15 protein-coding genes and 3 pseudogenes are annotated in these 23,644 nt (G+C 43.2%); 11 read left to right on the top strand and 7 right to left on the bottom strand.

All coding sequences use genetic code 11. From position 1 onward, the window contains the following. The first annotated feature begins 33 nt into the window (after positions 1 to 33). A complete protein-coding gene (locus tag LCF57_RS07275) occupies positions 34 to 1,155 on the top strand; it encodes an alpha/beta hydrolase family protein (protein WP_226000108.1) in 1,122 nt (373 codons plus the stop codon). A gap of 48 nt (positions 1,156 to 1,203) precedes the next feature. Next, positions 1,204 to 2,268, top strand: a complete 1,065-nt coding sequence (locus LCF57_RS07270; protein WP_226000107.1) for an alpha/beta hydrolase family protein — start codon at positions 1,204 to 1,206, stop codon at positions 2,266 to 2,268. A gap of 154 nt (positions 2,269 to 2,422) precedes the next feature. On the opposite strand, the gene LCF57_RS07265 is transcribed toward LCF57_RS07270, so the two are convergent. From LCF57_RS07265 to LCF57_RS07255, 3 genes and pseudogenes are all read right to left on the bottom strand, one after another. After that, entirely contained in the window at positions 2,423 to 2,701 is a 279-nt protein-coding gene (locus tag LCF57_RS07265) for a hypothetical protein (RefSeq protein ID WP_226000106.1), read from the bottom strand. 211 nt (positions 2,702 to 2,912) lie between these two features. Then, positions 2,913 to 4,114: pseudogene (locus LCF57_RS07260) on the bottom strand (IS256 family transposase); the annotation flags it as partial. A 120-nt stretch (positions 4,115 to 4,234) separates the two neighbouring features. Beyond that, positions 4,235 to 4,908, bottom strand: a pseudogene (locus tag LCF57_RS07255) (MBL fold metallo-hydrolase). A 636-nt stretch (positions 4,909 to 5,544) separates the two neighbouring features. Here LCF57_RS07255 and LCF57_RS07245 point away from each other — a divergent pair. The 7 genes from LCF57_RS07245 to LCF57_RS07215 all read left to right on the top strand — a co-directional run bounded on the left by LCF57_RS07245 (position 5,545) and on the right by LCF57_RS07215 (position 15,844). Beyond that, the gene (locus tag LCF57_RS07245; RefSeq protein WP_226000105.1) at positions 5,545 to 5,691 is read left to right on the top strand and encodes a hypothetical protein; all 147 of its coding nucleotides are present in this window, start codon (positions 5,545 to 5,547) and stop codon (positions 5,689 to 5,691) included. A gap of 116 nt (positions 5,692 to 5,807) precedes the next feature. Further along, positions 5,808 to 6,269 (top strand): sigma factor-like helix-turn-helix DNA-binding protein, encoded by a 462-nt coding sequence (locus tag LCF57_RS07240; RefSeq protein ID WP_226000104.1) that lies wholly within the window; start codon positions 5,808 to 5,810, stop codon positions 6,267 to 6,269. Between the two features lie 609 nt (positions 6,270 to 6,878). Then, positions 6,879 to 7,148, top strand: a complete 270-nt coding sequence (locus tag LCF57_RS07235; protein WP_226000119.1) for a CD3324 family protein — start codon at positions 6,879 to 6,881, stop codon at positions 7,146 to 7,148. Positions 7,149 to 7,456: 308 nt separating this feature from the next. After that, a complete protein-coding gene (locus LCF57_RS07230; protein WP_226000118.1) occupies positions 7,457 to 8,461 on the top strand; it encodes an alpha/beta hydrolase fold domain-containing protein in 1,005 nt (334 codons plus the stop codon). 203 nt (positions 8,462 to 8,664) lie between these two features. Beyond that, positions 8,665 to 10,740 (top strand): thioredoxin domain-containing protein, encoded by a 2,076-nt coding sequence (locus LCF57_RS07225; RefSeq protein WP_226000103.1) that lies wholly within the window; start codon positions 8,665 to 8,667, stop codon positions 10,738 to 10,740. A gap of 391 nt (positions 10,741 to 11,131) precedes the next feature. Then, positions 11,132 to 13,132, top strand: a complete 2,001-nt coding sequence (locus LCF57_RS07220) for a methyl-accepting chemotaxis protein (RefSeq protein WP_226000102.1) — start codon at positions 11,132 to 11,134, stop codon at positions 13,130 to 13,132. Between the two features lie 144 nt (positions 13,133 to 13,276). Beyond that, complete coding sequence (locus LCF57_RS07215) at positions 13,277 to 15,844, top strand: hybrid sensor histidine kinase/response regulator (RefSeq protein ID WP_226000101.1); 2,568 nt, start codon at positions 13,277 to 13,279, stop codon at positions 15,842 to 15,844. 5 nt (positions 15,845 to 15,849) lie between these two features. On the opposite strand, the gene LCF57_RS07210 is transcribed toward LCF57_RS07215, so the two are convergent. Then, positions 15,850 to 16,542, bottom strand: a complete 693-nt coding sequence (locus LCF57_RS07210; protein ID WP_226000100.1) for a response regulator transcription factor — start codon at positions 16,540 to 16,542, stop codon at positions 15,850 to 15,852. A 550-nt stretch (positions 16,543 to 17,092) separates the two neighbouring features. On the opposite strand from LCF57_RS07210, the gene ectB reads away from it, so the two are divergent. After that, the gene (gene ectB / locus LCF57_RS07205; protein WP_226000099.1) at positions 17,093 to 18,355 is read left to right on the top strand and encodes a diaminobutyrate--2-oxoglutarate transaminase; all 1,263 of its coding nucleotides are present in this window, start codon (positions 17,093 to 17,095) and stop codon (positions 18,353 to 18,355) included. A 112-nt stretch (positions 18,356 to 18,467) separates the two neighbouring features. Here the strand turns inward: ectB and LCF57_RS07200 are convergent, their stop codons facing one another. From LCF57_RS07200 to LCF57_RS07190, 3 genes and pseudogenes are all read right to left on the bottom strand, one after another. Further along, positions 18,468 to 18,986 (bottom strand): NAD(P)H-dependent oxidoreductase, encoded by a 519-nt coding sequence (locus LCF57_RS07200; RefSeq protein ID WP_226000098.1) that lies wholly within the window; start codon positions 18,984 to 18,986, stop codon positions 18,468 to 18,470. A 173-nt stretch (positions 18,987 to 19,159) separates the two neighbouring features. Continuing rightward, positions 19,160 to 20,281, bottom strand: a complete 1,122-nt coding sequence (locus tag LCF57_RS07195) for a GGDEF domain-containing protein (protein ID WP_226000097.1) — start codon at positions 20,279 to 20,281, stop codon at positions 19,160 to 19,162. A 95-nt stretch (positions 20,282 to 20,376) separates the two neighbouring features. Then, a pseudogene (locus LCF57_RS07190) lies at positions 20,377 to 22,676 on the bottom strand (GH36-type glycosyl hydrolase domain-containing protein). Positions 22,677 to 22,895: 219 nt separating this feature from the next. Between LCF57_RS07190 and LCF57_RS07185 the strand changes: the two are divergent. After that, on the top strand, positions 22,896 to 23,630 hold the full coding sequence (locus LCF57_RS07185; protein WP_226000096.1) for a thioesterase II family protein: 735 nt from the start codon (positions 22,896 to 22,898) through the stop codon (positions 23,628 to 23,630). Positions 23,631 to 23,644: the final 14 nt, after the last annotated feature.

The following is a 23,644-nucleotide window of genomic DNA, read 5'->3' as shown; positions in this document are numbered from 1 at the left end:
TTAAAGCAAACAAAATTTTGAGGAGGAATTGCTTTGGTAAAGTTGTCCCTGCGAGAGAAGTTTGCCTTTAAGTTTATTTTTAATGAAAAGAATGTGTATCACAGATGGTACGGAAGATTCTTATCTTTCGGAATTGATTTGGGAAGATTGAAAAGAGTCGTCGCCAGAATTCCAAATTGGATGCAGTGGTGTGAAGAATGGACGAAGGAAGGGGATGAACTTTATAGAAAAGCCGAACAGGCTTTAAATGAAGGTTATCGTACTAAGGCCAAAGCATTATTTTATGCGGCAGTAGGTTGCTATCATGTTGGCCAACACATCTTCTTTATTGATTCCAGTCAGAAAGAAGGATCTCAAGAGAAAGCCAGAAGAAGCTACAAACAAGCCATCCGTTTATATGAAGACAAAGAAAAACCAATTCGGATTGAGATTCCGTTTCAAGGTGTAAAAATTCCAGCTTATTTACGGCTTTCAGGAATTCCGAACCAACCCTTGGTCATTTTTGTGAATGGAATGGATAACATTAAGGAAGCTGAAGGTCATTCCCACGGCAACATTTACAGGCGGCATGGATTCAATTTTATTGCTTTTGATGGCCCCGGGCAGGGAGAACTGTGGAAGGACATGAAATTTGAGGTCAAGGAATATCACAAAGCGGTTTCCGCAATTATCGACTGGTCGGAGATGCAGCAGGATTATCAAATGGATACTCAAAAAATCGCCTTGACAGGCTTTAGCTTAGGAGGATATTTAGCCCCGGTGTCTGCGGCATATGACAAACGAGTAAAATGCGTGGTAGGTAACAGTGGGCTGGTTTATACCGGGGGTCTCCAAGGTTTAAAGCAATTGAATCCAATCTGGCAGCGTGGCGTCACTTACATGACTGGATGTAAGACACTTGAAGCAGCTGTTCATCAATTTGATTGGGATATTGAAATGGCTCCGAATCTGCAAGTCCCTCTATTGTTTTATCATGTAGGGAAGGATGAAGTGATGCCCTCGCCAAAAATTCATTCAGAAAAGATGATGAGATGGGCACAGGGAGACAAGCAACTTAAATATTACGAAGACGGGGAACATTGCACCATGGATTATCTGGATGAGGTGTTCCCGGAAATGATAGACTGGCTTAAACACAACCTGGAAATGAACTAAACGAATACAATCGGGATGAATGAATCAAATGAAGAGGTGGTCAATGCTATGGATAAAAACCAGCAGGAGCTTCATGCTACGATTCGAACTGTACCCATAGACAGGGCAATTACTAATGGATTTGATTTAGTTGATTATTTGAAGCTTATGGAAGAATACCGGCAGGGGAGAGACTATGCTGACACATGCTTTAAGATTGCAGAAACTGCACAATCGCTTGCGGAAAAGGCTTTAAAAGATGGCCATATTTTTACTGCAAGGACATTCTTCTTAAATGCAACAGCAGCATATAGGGTTGGGCAATATACAATAATTCATGATACGGAAAAAAAGCTGGATATGTATCGCAAATTAATTACCTGCTACAGCGAAGCAGCAAAATTATATACTCCACAAATCGAAAAAGTTGAAATTCCATACAAGGGATCTCAAATGGTAGGTTGGTTAAGAATGCCTGAAAAAGTACGCGGTCGGGTACCTGTAGTTATTTCTATTGGTGGTGCTGATGGATGGCGTGAAGAGCATCACAATTACAGCCATTTTTATGCTGAGCGAGGAATAGCCTATCTCATGATGGATGGTCCCGGCCAAGGTGAAACAAGATTATTCAATAAACTGTATATGGAATTGAACAATGAAGAAGCTCTAAATGAAATCATTGAGTATGCATTCAAGGATCAACGTTTTGAGAAAATTGGGATGATCGGTTATAGCTTTGGAGGATACTTGGTTGCCAGAACTGCAGCAATTAGCGACAAACTAAATGCTTGTGTTATTAATGGAGGCTCATATTCTCCCAAAGAAATACTGTCCTTCTTGCCTCACTTTTCCAATGTATTTTCTGCTTTGACTAATAAAAAAGATCAGGATTTGGAACGGTTTATGAATGGCATGACCATGGAAGAATACGCTAACCGGATCAAATGTCCGCTTTTTTTGAACCACGGAAGGCTTGACCCCTTATTTTCAGCCTCCGGTATTCAAAGAATGTATGATGAGTCTACTTCTGTGAATAAAACAATTAAACTATGGAATGATGGCAACCACTGTGTAACCAATCATGCAACTGAAGTTATTACAATGATAACAGACTGGTTTATGGAAGTTTTTTAGAATTGTCTAGCGTTTATATTAAGATCGTAGATAGAGCCGTCTTCGTTGTATATATACTTCATAGTTACCTGATAAGCCAGTACCAACTAATTGTTCGAAATTCCTAGTTTTTTGTCTACTGACAGGCATAGTTGAGTCTCCGAAGTCCTCATCATTAACCTTTACATTGAGAAACTGACGAGGAACCATTATTTTTAACATATATATTCAAATTTTTACCGTTTTGAGGAGAAAGAGTGAAAGGGTATTGAAAAGCTCCTTTTCCTCTATGGTGAACAGAATTTATAGGTAAAAAATCCATAGGACTATTGGTTGGAGTATATTTAACTTCGTTTTCATTTATTTTACCATGGTCTTGAGTCGCAAATATCGACTGCTCCGCATTTGCTATGTAATTGTTATCTTCAAAAGACGCTCCTGACAAAGATAACATTAATGTAGTTGATAGTGAAAATGCAAAATAAAATCTATATTTTGTGAAATATAAAATAACACTTTTGTTAAAGTTTTTAATTTTGACAAAGTGTTATTTGAATATATTGTAGATATGTTATATCTAGTGGGTCTGTCAATAATTTTGTGTAAACTCTTTTAAGCATAGATTCCCCCGAGGGGGAAAACGCGAATCTAACGAAGTGTTGACCGACCCGATCAGTGAAAAAGACGGAAAACTGGAGGAGCATTTGTCCCCAGTTCTGGACACGTCCTGTCCATTTTCGAGTGACATCGGCGGTGGCCAGATAAAGCATCTTAAGCAGAGCTTCATCGGTAGGAAAGATACTTTTCCCCTTTGTCACTTTACGAAGCTGCCGGTGGTAATTCTCGATCATATTCGTCGTGTAGATGAGTTTGCGGATCTCAGGTGGGTACTTGAAAAAGGCAGCAAGTTCGTCCCAATGGGTCCGTCAGGAGCGGATAATGAGGGGATATTTCGTACCCCAGACTTCCTCGAAACGGTCGAGTTCAAGCAAAGCCCCTTCTTCGGTTGCTGCTTGTAAATGGGCTTTCAGTCGGCAGTTACTTTCTTAATATCCTTGTACGAAACGTACCGGGTGGAGCTGCGGATCTGGTGAATGATACACATTTGGATTTCGGTTTGGGGATAGCAGGCCGCAATCGCCTGAGAAAATCCAGACAGGTTATCTACGCAGATAATGAGTATGTCTTGAACCCCGCGATTCTTGAGTTCATTCAGGACACTCAGCCAGAACTTGGAGGATTCATTCTCGCCAATCCACATGCCTAAGACATCCTTATTTCCGTCCAGATCGATGCCAATGACCATGTAGGCTGCCTTATTAATAATGGCCCCGTCTTGCTTTACTTTGAAGTGAATGGCATCCAGATAAACGACTGCATAAACGCCTTGCAGAGGCCGACTCTTCCATTCTTTAATGAGAGGCACAATCTTATTCGTGACATTGGAAATGAGCGTAGGAGAGACCTCAATGCCGTACATCTGTCCCAAATGATCTTGGATTTCCCTGGTGCTGATCCCTTTGGCATACAGGGCAATAATTTGCTCTTCGATGCCGGTTACGTTCGATTGATGCTTCTTGACAACCAGGAGCTAAAACTCACCCAGGCGATCTCGAGGAATGCTGATTTCCTGTTCGCCGTACTCACTGACTACTGTTTTACGACCCTTTCCGTTGCGGCTGTTCGGGGTAAGCTTCGCCTTTACCTCATGCTTTCCATAGCCCAAATGGGTGTCCATTTCGGCTTCCAGCATCTCCTGAATCGTCTCTGCAAACAGGTCTTTTAACGCATTCTGTGCATCCTGTGCAGTGACTAAATTGTTCTCTTTAATGAATTCCCGAAGTTGCTGTTTTGACCAGAGTCCCATAGTGTTCCCCCCAACCTTTCTCTTACTTCCATTTTAATGGGTTTGAGAGTTTACACAATATATTTTACAGACTCTTTTGAGGCAATGGAAGACGGTAAGGTAGCTAATTCCAAGAACTTGTTACCGATCAAATGATCCTTGGGTAAGTCCTAATATCTGATCATTAACATCTGCATTACTTAATCCCCCGTGATAACAAACCACGGATGAAATGTCGAGATCAAAATACTTTTTCAATGAGAGACGAGCTGCATTCATATCCGGTGTGGTGGGACATGAATTCCAGCGAGAATCCCGTTTACACTGTACATCGAATCCCCCGCAATGAGAGTCTTACTTTGTCTTAAATAAAGGCTAATATGACCATGGGTATGCCCAAGGCGTATGGATGACTCGAATCCTACCGCAAAACGGCAGTTCCTGACCATCTGTTAAGGTATTGTCCACTCTGCCCTTCGGGGGATTCTCAAGGTGACTATCTTTTAAAAGAGGGATCTCCCCCTGAATATACGGCTTATCCAGTTCGTGTGCATATACTTTAATATGATTGCCACACTCCTGCAAAATCTCAGAAGACAACCTATATGATGCACATCCTGATGCGTCAAAATCACAGCTTTTAGTTTGTCGAACGACACGCCTCCCTTTTCCATGGCCACGCGTAAATCTTCAATTTGCCCTGGAAATCCTGTATCTATTAATACAGCCATTTCTCGATCCCACAAAAGAATGGGGTGAATTATATTCCCATGAAAATCTAGCTGAAGTATTTCTACTCCCTGTGAAATTTCCAATAATATCAGGCTACCGTAAAATGAAATTGCCACCCATACGGCTCGCCGATCCCACAAGTCACGAAAGGATCGCGTGACTTGTGGGATCGGCGAGTGCCTGTAATACTATAATTTGATCATGGGGCGAATCCAACTCTGTAGGGTTGCCGTTCTTTAATGTCTATGGATACGGTGCGAATGGACGTAATAGGAATAACAAGCGTCTGATATTGCGTAAGATATTTAACAAACTAGTCGTCAATCTGATCCAATATCCCGTCGCATGTATTTGTCCCATCTATGAATTGAATAGTTACTTCCTTGCCTTGTAAGCTTGCTAACATGATATCAACTCGTATTTTTTCTTGAAGTACGATCCTTTATAGTCTGGAATAGATATCGTACGATCTTTCATCTTGAGCGGTTTGCTCGACAATATAAGGAACATAAACACTCATTTTTATACCCCCAATTTCCTGTTTTCAGTTGATTTCTCCTTGTAAACGAACCTAGGCCGTAAAAAGATACGGAGGTTTCAATGGAAATACGATTTACGTAAATGGTGTAACTTTTACAACCACTTGTTCGTTTACGTTGAAGGTAGCAAAAGGCTTTGCTCTAGGAAAGGGCAGAATAAGACCGTGGAGGAGAGGACCTATGCGCATAAATGATTCTATACAAATGACAGATAATATAATAAACATCGAGAACTTGGAGGAATTACAGGCGGTCCTGAAACGTTACTGTCTGTCGCTTACGAAATCAAATTGGGATGCGGAAGAACTGGCTCAAGACACTGGATAAAAGCATTAGGTAAGCTAAATAGCTTCGAGCATACAAATCCCAAAGCGCTTTTGCTGCGGATTGCTAAGAACACCTGGATTGATGATATACGGAGAAAAGCAGTCTACACTCGGATATTGAATAGGGAACAAGCGAAAGTAATCGCACCGGATCATGGATCTTTTGAAATCGAGTTAGCGTTTCAGTCCTTATTGAATCATTTATCTCCGCTTCAGAGAACTGTTTTTTTGCTGCGAGATGTGTTTGGCTATTCGATTAGTGAAACATCTGACATGCTCGAAACAACGGTGGGAGCGGTAAAAGTTGCACTCCACCGGGCACGAAAATCGCTTGGAGCAGTCAAGGAGGATCTCCTCAAAGGAGAGTTATCCTTACCGGAAAGTGAAAACTCGAAAACATTTCTAAGGGCATTCACGGTGGCATATCAGATGGAGGATATTGCAACATTGGTTATGCTCTCCCATCAGGATGTAATGGAGCCGGACGTGGTGATCGGAATCGTCAATCATAAGCTGCTCCGGGGTCTCGCTTCAGTAAAACAAACGGATTGCCATACCATGAGTATGATGGCGGCGTAGTTTGCGAAGAGAAATGCGGAGCTGATCATAGAGGTTGTTTCTGATGAAACAAGTTCCAGCCAATCCAATTTACAGCTCTCGGCTGGGAATAAAATGAAGTATATTAAAGAAGGTCGAGGAAGGAGAATATATAAATAGGTGAGTTTAGAAAATTTGCTAGAAGATAAGAATCCCATAGTTTTATATCATGTAATAACACGTATTGGAAGATAAGCTGTTAGGTCATTATATGGTGGGAGACTTAGCAATAGCGACTTTGATAAAACTTGGAGAAAAGGAAGATGAAATATCTGGATTTAGAATTTTAGATGAATTTGAAAAAAAGATGGTCTGTGCCTCCACGTTCAGGGAAAAGTATTGAAGAGTGTTGGTTAATGGTGGCTGATCCCAGGTGAGCAGAAGTTATGCTATACTTGCAAGGTAAAAGGGGGTGCCTACTGATGGAGAATCTGTTAGGATTGTCTGTGACTTCTTACACTCATGCAAAGCCAATTATTGGGAAAGCGTTACTTTGTATGGGGCGAATCAATTTTTAACGCTGAACAAGCTTTTTTAATATTTTTGGCTTTGCACCTTATTTTACAAAATCAAAATAAGGGGCGAGTAAAATTGAGATATACGAATGCTACAAAAGTTTTACCTCAAAAACTAATTATGGAAATCCAAAAATATGTTCAAGGAGAGACTCTGTATATTCCTAAGCCAAAAACGGAATATATGGATTGGGGAAGTTTGAGTGGCGGGAGAAGATTGCTTGAACAGCGAAATGCCGCAATCAGAAATGCTTTTCAAAATAGCAGCAGTATCGAGCAATTAGCTAAGGAGTTTTTCCTCTCTACCGAAACCATTAAGAAAATTGTTTATTCACATAAAAAGTAGATGGACATAACGTGATGAGCTTAGGGCGCGACCGGATGATCGCTGTGAACGACCAATCCGGTCGCGTCTTTTTGTTTGGCAAAAGGTTTGATGTGTCTTCGCATTCCCACATCCAGATTCCGAAATACTTTTTTGACATTTCATTTTCTCACTATTTGTTTTTATGTCAAAAATGATTCTAAATCGTTGTTTTCATTTATAAAGCTTATTTTAATCTTTAAAATATGAATATAAACGACAGCAACAATTGAAGGGGAATATGTATTGATTCATTGTCTTTAAAACAAGAAAGTGAGGAAACGATTACTATGGGGGAGCAAAAAAGTAGAAGTAGACATCTAATTGATCCAGAAATTATCAGTGCAGTTGATTTAATACCAACAACCGATCTTACCGAATCTACACTAATGGAAGCACGTAAAAACCAATCTCAAATGATGCAACAAATAGATGTAACGCAGATGTTCCCCATTACATTAGAAAAAAAGATTGTGCCAAGTTATTTTAGTGGTCCAGATATTCAAATAGAAATCATTAAGCCCAAACAATCTAAGCAAAATAAGATGCCTCTATATTATTCGATACACGGAGGCGGGATGGTCTTAGGAAGTCCAGTCGTGGATCGTCCTGCTAATGCATCTCTTGCTGTACAACATGGTTTCTGTTGTGTATCTGTGTACTATCGCCTAGCACCAGAGCATGTACAGCCAAGTCAGTTACAGGATTGTTATTCGGGCCTAAAATGGTGTATTGAACATGCGGAAGAGTTAGGGATAGATACTCAGAAAGTTGCCGTAGGGGGCAGCAGCGCTGGCGGCGGTTTGGCGGCTGGCCTAGCCTTGTACATTCGTGATCAGAAGGAATTCGAAATCCATCATTTAAGATTAATGAGGCCAATGCTAGATGATCGCACAAGTACCGCACCAGAGCACCCATACGCAGGAGAGTTTATTTGGACAAAACAAAGTAATTATTTTGGCTGGAAATCTGTATTGGGGGATGAACCTGGTCAGGAGGAGGTAAGTGAGTATTATGTGCCGGCCCGTGCTAAGTCATTGGCCGGATTACCACCGACTTATATAAATATAGGTACCATTGATTTATTTATTGATGAAGCTTTGTTTTTTGCAAAACAACTGGCCTTTAATGGTGTCTTGGTGGAATTACATGTCTATCCCGGGTACCATCATATGTCGCCCGCGTTTCCGGATGCACATTTTTCAAAAGAAGGGGCCAGAACAAGTGAATACGCCTTACTGAAAGCTCTGGAGATATTTGATATAAATTCTAATGAGTATAATGCTAAACGCTAATAAGGTACGACTACAGTAAATAAAGCACTGATGGAGAATATCTATCAGTGCTTTTTCATACCTACTCATGATCTGAATAAAACAATTTATTGATAGATTCGGTTGATAGTCATTATCTTTTTTCATCCCTTCCGACTTTTACCACCCATTTAGGGTAAAATAATACCAAGCATAAAATCTAACTACGGAAGTGGTGATGCCCCATGTCAACGAGCAGCAAACCGAATAGATTAGCCAAGGAAAAATCACCGTATTTGTTACAACATGCCCACAATCCGGTAAACTGGTTCCCTTGGTCAGATGAGGCTTTTGAAATTGCTAAGCGTGATAACAAACCTATTTTCTTATCTATTGGCTATTCAACATGTCATTGGTGTCACGTAATGGAGAGAGAATCTTTCGAGGATGAAGAGGTTGCAGAGGTATTAAACCGGGATTACGTATCCATTAAGGTGGATCGGGAGGAACGTCCGGATGTGGATCATATCTATATGTCCATCTGTCAGACGATGACGGGGCATGGGGGCTGGCCACTGACGATATTGATGACCCCGGATCAGAAGCCTTTTTTTGCAGGTACGTATTTGCCCAAGGAGCAGAAGTTTGGCCGTGTCGGACTGCTGGAGCTGCTGAACAAAGTGGAAACCCGGTGGAAAGAACAACCGGAAGAGCTGGTGGAGCTGAGTGAGCAGGTGCTTACCGAACATGAGAGGCAGGACTTGCTTGCAGGTTATCGCGGTGAACTGGATGAACAGAGCTTGAATAAAGCTTTCCATGAATACAGCCACACCTTCGATAAGGAATATGGCGGCTTCGGGGAAGCTCCCAAGTTTCCTTCTCCGCATAACTTGGCTTTTTTGCTGCGATATGCACAGCATACGGGGAATCAACAGGCATTGGAAATGGCAGAGAAGACACTGGATGCGATGTCACGGGGGGGAATCTACGACCATGTAGGCATGGGATTCTCACGGTACTCCGTAGATGAGAAGTGGTTGGTGCCGCATTTTGAAAAAATGCTGTATGACAACGCATTGCTGGCTATCGCGTATACAGAGGCTTGGCAGATAACGGGCAAGAAAATGTACCGACGAATTACGGAGCAAATCTTTACATATATCGCAAGGGACATGACGGATGCAGGAGGCGCCTTTTATTCGGCAGAGGATGCGGATTCCGAAGGAGAAGAGGGGAGATTCTACGTCTGGGACGACTCCGAGGTAAGGGCTGTACTGGGTGATGAGAATGCCGCCTTTTTCAACGATTTGTACGGGATTACACCTTACGGCAATTTTGAAGGCCACAACATTCCAAACCTGATTGATATCAATCTGGAAGCCTACGGGATCAAGCATGACTTGACCGAGCAGGAACTAGAGCAGCGGGTTAGTGAGCTACGCGCCAAGCTGTTTGTTGCCAGGGAGAAGCGGGTTCATCCTCACAAGGATGACAAGATTTTGACCTCATGGAACGGGTTGATGATTGCTGCTTTGGCGAAGGCGGGGCAAGCTTTTGGAGACCCCAGATATACAGAGCAAGCTCAGAAGGCTGAGACGTTCTTGTGGAAGCATTTGAGACGAGAGGACGGACGGCTGTTGGCACGTTATCGTGACGGCCAGGCAGCTTACCCCGGCTATGTAGATGATTATGCTTTCTATGTGTGGGGCTTGATCGAGTTATACCAGGCGACCTTCGATGTACAATATCTGCAACGGGCGTTGACGCTCAATCAAAATATGATCGACTTGTTCTGGGATGAGGAACAGGACGGATTATTCTTTTACGGGTCAGATAGCGAGCAGTTGATTGCCAAGCCTAAAGAAATCTATGACGGTGCGATGCCGTCGGGTAACAGCATTGCGGCTCATAATTTTGTGCGGCTTGCACGACTAACGGGTGAATCTCGATTGGAGAACTATGCAGCCAAGCAGTTTAAGGCTTTTGGCGGCATGGTTGCTCATTATCCGTCAGGCTACTCCGCGTTGCTTAGCGCATTGTTGTATGCGACGGGAACGACGAAGGAGATTGTGATTGTGGGTCATAGGGACGATCCGCAGACCGTACAGTTCATTCAAGCGGTTCGAGCTGGGTTCAGGCCGAATACGGTCGTTATTTTGAAGGATGAAGGGCAGTCGGAGATTGCAGAGACGGTTCCTTATATCCGTGATTACGATCTTGTGGAAGGCAAACCAGCCGTATATGTGTGTAAGCATTTTACCTGTCAGGCACCTGTTACCAGGCTTGACGATCTAAAGGTGTTGTTGGATGGAACTGAATAAAGCGAATCGGACCTAATCCCCTTGGGAGTAGCAAACATATGGTGATTTTCGAAAATGACCCTATGTTTGCTACCTTCAAGGGGATTATTTTCATGTTAAGAGGTAGGTATAGTGAGTGAAACTAACATTTCCTTAACATGTGCCATGCATTTTTTTTAATACTTTTTAGGTATATTATATCAAAGAACCGGTTCCTATCAGCTTTGCTGTTTTCAAAAATAAGTACATATACCTATTTAACTAGCGTGTTTATATCTTTTATGTCCAAGCGTTTTAGCAGCAGATGTGAAAAATGTGAAAGAGAGTCTGTCGGGTGATTGTCGTCATCGGCAAGACGAAGAGGTTCGCCATAGGTTAGGAAATCCAGGTAATGAAATGGAGATGTTTATTAATGAAGAAGTTATCGGGGAAAAAGGGGCTAGTCGCAAGGATGCTCAGCAAAAATTTTAAAACGAAGCTAATGGTCGCCTTTATTGCATTTCTGATTTTACCGTCCATGATCGTGGGGGCTTTGTCGTTTATAAGCGCGAGTCAGCAGATTCGAAACCAGATTGAAGAAAGTGCCGAGCAGGCTATTGTCCGCACTAATTTTATTATTAATAGTACTATTGAACCCAAGGTACATGACGCAGAATATTTTGCAGAAAGACTAAAAGGCAATCGGGTAGAGACGGAGGAACAAGCGGCCAAACTGGAAGAGTTTTTCAAGCAATATGCTGCACTTCATCCTGAAGCAGAATCCATTTCTTATGGTACGAAGGACGGTAAATTTACAACCTATCCACAGAAGCAATTACCGGATAATTATGATCCACGAGTCAGACCTTGGTACGATAAAGCGATAAAGGAGCAAGCAAAGACAGCGATTAGTTCTCCCTATCTTTCGGCAAGCTCGAAGCAAATGACGGTTACGGTGTCCAAGGCAACGTTAGATGGATCGGGTGTTATTGGCATTGACCTGAAAATAAGTGGTATTAAAGAGACGTTGAACAATATTAAAGTAGGTCATGAGGGTTATGCTATATTGCTGGACAGCAACCATACTTACATTGTACATCCGACGAAGGAAGCAGGCACCAAAATTACAGATATTGAATCACGCATGTTTCAGAGCGATGCTGGTGAATACGAGTATGAGTATGAAGGACAGCCCAAATATATGAACTATGCGACTAACAAGCTAACTGGCTGGAAGATAGGCGGAACGCTATATTTGTCTGAAGTCGATGAGGCAGCAGGACCGATTTTGATCAGCACTTTACTAACCATCATCGGTTGTCTTGTGATTGGTATTTTCATCGTTTATTTCCTGATCCGTTCCATCATCAAACCGATTTTAAAGTTAAAAGAACAAGCGGTAAATGTGAGCGCAGGAGATCTGACACAGGACATTCAAGTAAAGAGCGAGGACGAGATCGGAGAATTAGGAGTGGCTTTTCAAAATATGCAGAATAACTTGCGATCAGTCATTCAGAACGTAGGGAACAGTGCAGATCATGTGGCAATTTCTTCGAATGAACTGACAATAAGCGCGGAACAAACCAGTGCTGCAAGTGAGCAGGTGTCCCAGGCTGTGCAAGAAATAGCCAGTGGTGCAGAGAAGCAGACTACAGGGCTGGAAAATAATTCGGTGGCCCTCGATGAAATTGCACAGGGGATCACCCAAATCGCTGAACGCTCGATTTCGGTAGCCGATTTGGCCAAACGATCTGCCTTGCAAGCCGAGGAAGGACGAAAGTCTGTTGAGCAGACAGGTGAGCAAATGAATTCCATTCATCAATCAGTAGAGCGTTCCAACCAGATGATTCAAACCTTGCAAGCCCGCTCTCATGAAATCGGTGAAATTACGAAGGTTATCGGCGATATCTCCAATCAGACAAACCTGCTGGCATTGAATGCAGCTATTGAGGCAGCTAGAGCGGGTGATCATGGAAAAGGCTTTGCCGTCGTTGCTGATGAGGTGCGCAAGCTGGCAGAGCAGTCTCAGACATCCGCCACACAGATTGCCACCTTGATTGCCGAAATTCAGCATGAAACCGAAACAACAGTGAAGACGATGGACAGGGTTACGACTGAGGTGCAGGATGGACTGCAGATTTCCAAAGCAACCATTGTCAAGCTGGGTCATGCGATGGAAGGCATTCGAGAGACAACACCTCAGGTAGAGGAGGTCGCTGCGATTGCACAGCAAATATCAGCCAGTGTACAAGAGATTGCAGCGACAGCCAACGAACTGGCGACGATTGCAACCGGTAATGCCGCCACATCTGAGGAAGTTGCCGCCTCCTCACAAGAGCAGCTGGCTTCCATGGAGGAAATATCAGCTTCTGCACAGTTGCTTTCAACCATGGCTACTGATTTGAAGGTGATGATCAGTCGTTTCAAATATTAAAACGAGCTTGAACCCTATGGAATCTATAGTACAATGAATGCTCGGGACAGTTCTTTAAGCCTTATGGCATAAGGAATCTGTCCTGAGTTTTTTTATATTTTCGATTTATCGTACAAAACATGGAAGATTATAAGGGGCGAACACTTGGTTCGAGATTTAATGCTATGTGCTATCGTGATATTATTGTTAGTTTTGTTTTTTCAGCGTCAACTTGTTCGTCAGACGATCACAGGTGTATTTTATGGAGTGGCGGGAATGTTGTTCTTATGTTTTGGCATAAGCGATAAAATACTGCTGACCTGCGTGCTGGAGCTAGGGATTGGCCTAATGTTCATGATTCTGTTTGTGCACACTTTAACCACCGCTAAGTATACATATGGACAACGTTTGTTAAACAAAGAGCGTGATCTGCTGAATTTACTTCGGGTCCAACCGGGCTTTATCTTCAGGCTGGAGAAAAGCGGTAATGAATTTTATTATAGGCTGCTTGAAGGTGAATTGCTGGAGCGCGTGGGTCTGAATCTGCAAGTCAACTACAATAAAAGGGAGCATGTGAAGCGCCTCGGGGACATTTTGGAGCTTTCCTCTGAAACGATGGAGCAGCTTAGTCAATACTACAAACAGGCCTGGTTCGGTGATCGAACCGTATTTGAATTGGAGTTTTGGGAATATTCGGCTCTCATTACCTTAAATCCGGTTAAGGAGGACGGGATTACTAGGTATGTTATCGGTCACGTGTTGGATATTACAGAGTATAAAGCCTCCGAGCAGAAGAGAATGGAGATGGACGAGGCTAACCATGCGAAAAGCATTTTTTTGGCTCATATGAGTCACGAAATCCGCACCCCGCTGAATGGAATCATCGGTCTGTCAAAGCTATTGAATAAGACTGAACTGACTGCCGTTCAAAGAGATTACCTCCACAAGCTTGTTGCCTCCTCGCGTACCCTTTCATCCATGCTCAGTAACGTATTGGATTTTTCCAAAATGGAAGCCGGCAGTCTGGAACTGGAAAAGGTAGAATTTGAGCCGGAAAAAATGCTTCGGCATCTCGCAGATACTGTTGGAACTTTGCTGGAAGATAAGGAAATAGAGATCGTATTTATAACGGACCTGACGTTACCGAAAAGGTTTAAGGGTGATCCGCTTCGAATAGAGCAGGTGCTTTCAAATCTTCTGACCAACGCCATCAAGTTTACGGATCAGGGACATGTATTGTTACAGGTAAAAATGCTCAGTCAGCAGGGCGGACGAGTAGGCGTTTCTTTTATGGTAGAAGATACGGGAATAGGAATTTCCGAGACGTGTATGGACAAGCTATTCGTCCCTTTTATCCAGGCGAGTACCTCAACCAGCCGCAGATATGGGGGCTCTGGGCTGGGTTTGGCCATTAGCAAGCATTTGGCTGAAGCTATGGGCGGGAAAGTAGAAGTGAAAAGCCGATTAGGAGAGTACAGTCAATTTTACTTTAATGTCGAGTTGGAAACCGGGGAATTGAATGCGGGAAGCACACGAATAGAAAAACCAATCGAAGGCAAAGCCTTAATTGTTGCACAGCATGAACTGGTGAGATACAACTTGAACGAACTACTGCAAGATTTGGGATTAAAAACATTCACTATTTCATCCTTCCAAGAAAGTGTGGACGCCCTTCAAAAGGGTGAGCATTTTGATTTTGTTATCATTGATATGGGGATGGAAGGTTTTAGAGAACTGGACTCCCGGAGGCAATGGCTTCAAATGCTGGATAGGCAGATAACTCAGAGCATTGGACTTACAACCGTGTTTGTGATGGAAGGGATAGCGGCCGGGGGTGCGGATAGCAGCGTCGATGCCTTTTTGTCCAAGCCCGTGACTCGGAATGCTCTATTGGAGGTTATCCGCTGGAGACTGGAAAAGGAAAATACAGTGTCTGTAAATGTTAATCCTCTGGATACACCTATGATGATAAGTTCTCGTTATGAAGGAGAGATTGCAGCGCAGAAGTATCAAATTCTTATAGCGGAGGACAATGAGATTAACCAGGTGGTGATTACCGAGTTCCTGAAAGAGCGCGGTTTTGAAGTAACGATGGTTGCCAACGGAAGAGAGCTGTTAGAGTCACTGGAGCTGCGTCCTTGGGATATGGTCATGCTTGATCTGCATATGCCGGAGATGGATGGCTTTGAGACGACTAGACATATTCGCAAAAAGAAAGCTTTTAACAGACTTCCAATTATCGCCTTTACGGCCGATGCCGCGCAGCATGAACAGGAAGTTTGTCTTCGTTCAGGCATTAATGCTGTGCTGCTCAAGCCTGTCCATGAACTGAATGCTGTAAAAATGTTAAACAGCTGGATTCATTTAGCGTGGCTGCAAAAATTACAAGGTGTTCACGCAGAACAGGCGATAGCTGGTATGGATGGAAAGGTATATATTTTTCAATTTGCCCTTTACAAATGGATTCAGGAATATCAGCATCTCGATAAAAGGGTAACGAGGAAAATGGACAACGGGCAGTTATCTGCCGCTCTCCGATTAATCCACTCGCTTAAGGGAGGAGCAGGGAACCTGTGCGCGTCTGAGCTGCTGACAAAGATCATCGAGCTGGAAGAGGGATTGAAGCGAAGCCATGAAACCTCAGCAGGGGAGTTGTATCCAGACTGGCGAGAGCAATTGAGGTTAGTTCAAAAGGAGATTAACTATATCAAGTCATCGGTTCCCTGGAGCTGATCGTGTTACTGCATAAATTTATAACCAATTCCCCAAATGGTCCTGATCAATTTTGGATTTTTAGGGTCTTTTTCGATTTTTCTGCGCAAATGGTTGATATGTACGTCTACAGCCCTCTCATTAATAAAGGAGTCTGTGCCACGAAGAGCTTGAATCAAGGCATATCTGCTGAATACAATTCCCCGGTTCAAATAAAAAAGCTTCATAAGCTCAAATTCCGAAAATGTCATCTCCACAATCTGCCCATTAACGGTAATCATTCTTCGAGCCAGATCCAAAACTATGTCCGTGTCAGGCTCGGCTTCAGGCGCAAGGCCTCTTCCCTGTAGCCGTGTAATTTTAATACGTCGGAAAAGAGCCTCGATTCGTGCCTTTAGCTCCTGCATACTAAAAGGCTTGCAAATATAATCGTCTGCTCCCAACGTAAGTGTACGAATGCGCTCTGAGATGTTGTTTTCTGAAGAAATCACGATGATTGGCACATCCGTATGCTTGCGTATCAGTGGGCAGGGATTCACGCCGTCTAGGTCTGGAAGCAACAGATCTAGCAAAATAATATCAGGCTGTACGATATCAAGCCGGGCAATCCCCTCAGTCGCTTGTGACACTCTGGTTACGTTATAGTCTTCTCCTGTCAAATATAAGGAAAGAGTGTCGCCCAGCATATTATCATCTTCAATAATTAAAACATTAGACATATTGATGTTTCCTTATCTTTTTTAAATTTGGCACGTTCTTTCTGAATAGAGTAAACTCCTTTGGACAGTCTGTCAAAAGATCAGGTAGGTTGTGGCAACCTTATAGTCAAGAAACTCGAATTTATATCTATTTGATATGGAAATGTACTATTTTCGAGATTTGTATCCATAATACGACAATTTTCGAATGGTTTTAACAATATACTGCAAGTCTATCGACCTCAATTACAAAAAATTAACAAATCACACCAGAAACATGCATTGACTTCAAAAAAATTCATGGTATTTTATTACATAGGAGTGACATCCACTGATAGGCCCCTTAGAAAACCCCACCACTCATCTTTTGAATGTAATCTACTCTCAACATGCTAATCTATATTTTATTTTTCGAACTCTAAACGTTTCCGTGATCGTACTTATGCATTCTTTGGTGTGGCAGCCCCATTGCGATTCAGACTGTCTTCTCTTTTTAGATTACATATTTACATTTTTTGCTTACCATGCTTGTATTTTTTCCAAATCAGGTCAGCGGGAGGACGAGAAATCAATGAACACATTCGAAGCACTTGAGTCCAATGTAAGATCGTATTGCAGAAGCTTTCCGGTTGTTTTCAACAAAGCCAAAAACGATGTGATGTACACGGAGGCTGGAGAGGGATATATCGACTTTTTTGCTGGAGCAGGGGCCTTGAACTACGGGCACAACAACGATTTTATGAAAAATCGGATTTTGGATTATTTAACCTCCGATCGGATCATGCACGGTCTGGACATGTATACGACGGCGAAGCAAGAGTTTATGGAGTCCTTTTCCGAGCGTATTCTCCAGCCTAAGGGCTTGAATTATAAGCTGCAATTTTGCGGACCAACGGGAACCAATGCAGTGGAGGCAGCACTGAAGCTTGCACGCAAGGTCAAAAAAAGAAATGGTATTTTTGCTTTTATGGGCGCGTTCCATGGCATGTCGCTTGGCAGTTTGTCTGTTACCAGTAACAATTCCATGCGTGAGAGCGCCGGTGTATCTTTGGATAACGTCACCTTTATTCCTTTTAACAGTACGTTTAATGGAATGGATACCATTTTGTATATGGAGCAGCTTTTAACGGATACCCATTCCGGGGTAGAAAAGCCAGCTGCGATCATTCTGGAAACGGTACAAGCTGAAGGCGGTATTAACATTGCAGATACCGAATGGTTGCGTGATTTGCGGCAGCTGTGCGATGATCATGATATTTTACTGATTATTGACGATATACAGGTCGGCTGCGGTCGAGTTGGCTCGTTCTTCTCGTTTGAGCGCGCAGGTATCGTTCCTGATATGGTTATTTTGTCCAAGTCGATCAGCGGATACGGACTGCCGATGTCTCTTTTGCTGCTCAAGTCGGAATTGGATATATGGAGTCCTGGTGAGCACAATGGCACCTTCCGTGGAAATCAACTTGCTTTTGTCGCTGCAAAGGCAGCGCTGGAGTTTAGGGATACGGTAGGGCTGGAAGCACAGGTGAAGGAAAAAGAGGCTTTTGTCCAGCACTTTTTGCGTGAACAAATTCAAACCATCGATCCTCTCATCGCAATTCGCGGCTTGGGTCTGATCTGGGGGATTGATGTATCACACCTGGGAGAAGCATTCGCCAAGGAAGTAGCTACTCTCTGCTTTAAAAATGGCCTTATTATTGAACGGGCTGGACGTAACGATACCGTCATTAAAATTATGCCTGCGTTAACAATAAGTTTGGAAAACTTGCGCAAAGGCTGCAACATTATTAAAGAATGTATGGTTCAGGTGTCCAGTACCTTAGTTACTTTATAATATTTTTTTGTAAACCATTGTAAAGTGATTAGTAAATCCCCTTGGCTGAAGCTGTTTGTCTGCTAAGAAGCAGAACATGTCAACTACGTCCAAGGGGATTTTAACGTAAAAATTAAGAAATAACTGTTTGTGCGTATTTCTGCGCGGATTGCTCGAGCTGCTCATCGGTCAGAACCGCGGCACCATATTGTACGAAATAAGGCAGCAACTTGGTACCAACCATATGGCCTGTAGCTTCCAGAGGTCTCAGCAACTCTTCAATCGTATATCTATTCCGTCCGTCATGTTGATAATTTTCCTCAACGCTGGCAGCAGACAAGGCGATCAGCAGCTCTTTGCCCTGCAGCTTGCCGCCTTCACTTCCATAGGCCCAGCCGTAGGTTAGAACCTTATCCTGCCATTTTTTCAGCAGAGAAGGAGTACTATACCAGTACAAAGGGAATTGTAGAACAATACGGTCATGCTGCTCCAACAGTTCCTGCTCCTGAGCGACGTTAATTTGCTCGTCCGGGTATACTTCATACAAGTTGTGAATCGTTACGCCGGGTTGCTTCTTGAGCTCTTGCACCCATCTTTTGTTAATGCGAGACTCCGCAAGATTAGGGTGGACGACAATTACGAGTGTTGACATTATAAAAAACATCTCCTTAAAACTAATTTTTTGTAAGTAAATTACCAATATATATGTAATCATTTTAGTTTCAACTAATAAGATTGTCAACTCTATAAATTTTTAAACACTACATACAAAAAAACTCCGGCAAGCTCATACCGGAGTCTCATCAAATGAATTATTTTTTTACTTTAAGCGATATGGTTAAGCTCAGCAACAATCTTATTTTTTCCAGAACGCTTGGCTTGATACAGATTGTCATCTGCTCCCTGAAAGAATGTATCTTTGTTCATTTCTTCCGAATAGCTTTTTAATCCGATGCTTACGGTCACGGAAACGCTTTGCATTTTCTCGACAAAGGTCATCTTCTCCACTTCACGACGGATGCGCTCGACAATCTGATAAGCTTCCTCAAAAGTATGCTCGAACATTAGAATAGCAAATTCCTCACCGCCATATCGGGCTGGAATGTCATTGGCTGTAATCTGTTCTGTAATGATTTGCGAGATGCTCTCCAAAATTTTATCTCCAAACTGATGTCCGTAAGTGTCATTAATTTTCTTGAAATTATCAATATCTACTACCGCTAAATGGATGATAGCACCTTGTTCAGCATATTCAAGTGCTTTCTCATAAAAAGTTTGAAACGATATATGATTATATAGCTTCGTCAGTCCATCAGTCATTGACATTTTGCTTATAATCGCGTTGCTGATCATTAGCTCCTGCTGGGCATGCTGTGTTTTATGCAAATCCACTAGCAGATCACGGCCACTGGCCTGAATTATAAGTGCAAGAAAGGTGGACATCGTCAAAAAAGCCGGAATGGCTACGATGTCAAAGTCCGACAAGTAGGTACGGAAGGAGCCATCAATTGCCAGTAAGGAAAAAAAGACCACAACTTGTAAGACAAAAGAAAGCCATATCAGGCGACGATTGAAAAACAGGATGGATGAGAAAATAGGCAACAAGCACAATGCAGTAATAATCCGGATATCATAGTTTAAACGAATAATGATCCAGCAAATAACTGTACTTGCTATAAACAGGATCACGAAAGAAAACCTGTTGCATTTATGATGAGCCAGCTCTGCAAGAAAGTTGGAACCACACATGATTAGCGTGGGAACAATAAGGATTCTCACGTAAAATTCATAAGGTGTAGCAGAATAATCGAGAAATAAATAACTGCCTAGCTGGGCAATGAAATGTACTGCTATAATCATCCAGTAAAGCAATAGCATTTTGCGTACCCAGCGGCCTTGCTTTGTAATATAATCCATTGTTTGAGTATCCCGTTTTGTCTTGTTCATGATGTCACCACACTTAATGTATCTTTAGCCATTCTCGTATTATAAGATACTATGTGATGAAGTTGAAGCTAATTTTTTAGAGGGTCACGCACTTGTCATCCCAGCAACACTTTTACCTGATGGACAGCACCGTCCCCTGCAACCGGCAAAATATGATCCATAAGGACAGTACCGTCTACAGTGATTGCAGCTACGCCCTTGGATACATGCTGTGGATTCATGATATGAATCACGTAGGTATCGCCGCGAAAGACGCGGGTGACCGTATATCCATCCCACCCCTTAGGAATGCATGGATCAATGCGCAGACCATTCCATTCCGGTTGGATACCAAGTATGGATTGGGTAATGGCTATAAAATTCCAGGCCGCTGTACCTGTCAGCCAAGAATTTTTGGCTTCTCCTTCACGAACTGCATCTTTGCCTGCAATCATTTGTGCGTATACATACGGCTCAGTGCGATGAATGTCGCTGATGTCCTCCAGATAGGCCGGAGCAATTTTGCTATACAGCTCAAAAGCACGATCTCCACGCCCAATGACAGCCTCTGCCATCATGATCCACGGGTTGTTGTGACAGAAAATCCCGGCATTTTCCTTATATCCCGGCGGGTAAGAAGAGATTTCGCCTAGATTGATGTAGTAGCGGGAATAAGGCGGATTTTGCAGTACAATACCACAGGGAGTTTCCAGCCGAGCATGTGTGGAATCGAGAGCTTTTTGGGCCAGACCTTCCTCGACGCCAATTCCTGCCATGACACAGAAGCCCTGAGGTTCAATGAAAATTTGGCCTTCCTCACAATCCGTACTGCCTATTTTATGTCCATGGTGGTCGTAAGCACGTAAGAACCATTCTCCGTCAAAACCATGCTCCAAAGTGGATGTCCGCATTCGATCCACATGTGCTTGAGCTGTTGCTGCTTCGTTATCCAACCCTCTGCGCTTGCAAAGCTCAACGAACTCTGGTCCTGTGTATACAAATAGTCCGGCGATGAACACCGACTCGGCTATGCGGCCCTCCAAATTTTGTGTCGTCTGATAGGACTCATCCGGTGTAGAGGAGAAACAGTTTAGATTTAGACAATCATTCCAATCAGCCCGGCCAATGAGTGGAAGACCATGCGGGCCGAGATTGCCCACAACATGGTAAAAAGATCGCTTCAAATGCTCAAATAGCGTTGCAGTATGATCTGCATTCCCGTCGAAAGGTACCTGTTCGTCCAATATATCAAAGTCTCCTGTTTCTTTGATGTATGCTGCAGTACCGACAATAAGCCATAACGGATCGTCGTTAAAGCCGCCGCCAACCTCGTGATTTCCTTTTTTGGTTAGAGGCTGATACTGATGATAAGCTCCGCCGTTTTCAAATTGAGTAGAGGCGATATCAATAATCCGTTCGCGTGCCCGCTCTGGTATTTGGTGAACGAAGCCAAGCAAATCCTGATTTGAATCCCGAAAGCCCATACCACGTCCGATTCCGGATTCGAAATACGAAGCGGAGCGTGACATATTGAACGTAACCATACATTGATACGGGTTCCATATGTTTACCATTCGATTCAGTTTATCATCGTGGGTTTGAACGGTGTATTTGGACAGGAGGTTGTTCCAATAGGCTCGCAGCTCGCTCAAGGCTCGTTCTACATCGGATTCATTCGCAAATTGCGCAATCATGGCATGGGCCTGTTTTTTGTTAATGACTCCAGGGGACTCCCATTTTTCATCCTCCGGATTTTCCACATAACCGAGTATAAAGTTATAACTGGTTTCCTCGCCCGGCTCCAGTATCACCTCGATACAATGTGACCCAATGGGGGACCAGCCGCTGGCAATAGAGTTGGAGGCCTGCCCCGCGATGACCGTCTGAGGTTGATCCAGACCGTTATAGAGTCCCAGAAAAGCTTCACGGTCTGTATCGAATCCTGCCAGCGGACAATTTGCAGAGAAAAAAGCATAGTGATTGCGGCGCTCACGGTATTCCGTTTTATGATAAATGACAGAGCCCTGTATTTCGACCTCGCCTGTGCTCAGGTTGCGCTGAAAGTTGGTCATATCGTCATAGGCGTTCCACAGGCAAAATTCTACAAAAGAGAAGAGTTTGATCTTTTTAGTCTGTGAAGCAGTGTTCTGAAGCTTGACTTGATGTACTTCACCGTCAAAGGATAACGGCACAAAAGCCAGTTGCGTAGCCCGCCATTATCGACAGGGATATTGTTGTATCGATACCGTGTTAACCGACGCAAGCGAGCATCCCGGTAAAATGCATAGCCGCCAGCTGTATTGGAGATCAGTCCAAAAAATCGTTCGTTGCCTAAATAATTAATCCAGGGATAGGGGGTTTGAGGGGTGTGGATGACATATTCTTGATGGGAATCATCAAAGAAACCGTACTTCATGCGTAGAACTCCTCTCGAATTGAAAAATAAGACCCAACACTTGATTATATTCAAACATAAAGCTGTTCTTCCTGAAAAAAGACATTTCCTGCCTAAAGCAAAAGGTACTTGATTTCCCCAACCCTTTTTCTGGAATTTGCAAAATATTTGAAATGGGTAAATATCCCTTTTTATGCTAAAATGAAAAAGTTAGGATTCAGTAAGGCGGGAGGTTGCAAAATGGCACCTATTACATTGTTTTTCATTCCATATGCAGGTGGATCGGCGTCAGTCAGCTTCAAATGGAAAAAGCTGTTGTTGCCACAGATTAAGCTTGTTCCACTGGAACTGGCGGGCAGAGGGGTTCGTTCCGGAGAACCGCTAAAGGATAGCATCGAGGAGATAAGCGATGATCTACTGCATAAGATCGGGCAAGAGATAGCCCACGGCGACCCTTATGCCATATATGGTCACAGTATGGGGACGATGATTGCCTTCGAGTTGTACTACAAGCTGGTGGCTGGCGGATATGGCGAGCCTGCTCATTTATTTGTTTCCGGTGGACGAGCACCGCATGTCCCAAGAAATTTCCCGTGGTCACATGATCTGCCAGCAGATCAGTTCAGGACGCATTTGCAGCGGTACGGGCAGCTTTCTGAGGCCATTTTTGATAATCGGGAATTGTACGACTATTTTATGCCGGTGTTAAGAGCAGATTTCAAAGCCGTCGAGACGTATAAGTTCACAGCCAAACCCGTGCCTTTACATTGCCCGATTACCGCTTTGACGGGACTGGCCGATAACACGATGACCTTGCAGGATGCGGAGGCATGGGCGCAGCATACGGATCAGGAATTCCGTATTTTCACCTTTGACGGAGGACACTTTTTTATTCATGATGAAATGGAACGAATTACACATATCATCAATGAGAATTTGGAACGTAGTGCAGTAGCAAACAGAATACAACATTAAAAAGAAGAGGTGAT

Source organism: Paenibacillus sp. BJ-4, from assembly GCF_020404765.1.
GTDB lineage: Bacteria > Bacillota > Bacilli > Paenibacillales > Paenibacillaceae > Paenibacillus.
Note: the sequence above shows the minus strand (reverse complement) of the source record. Positions and strands in the feature narration are given on the sequence as shown.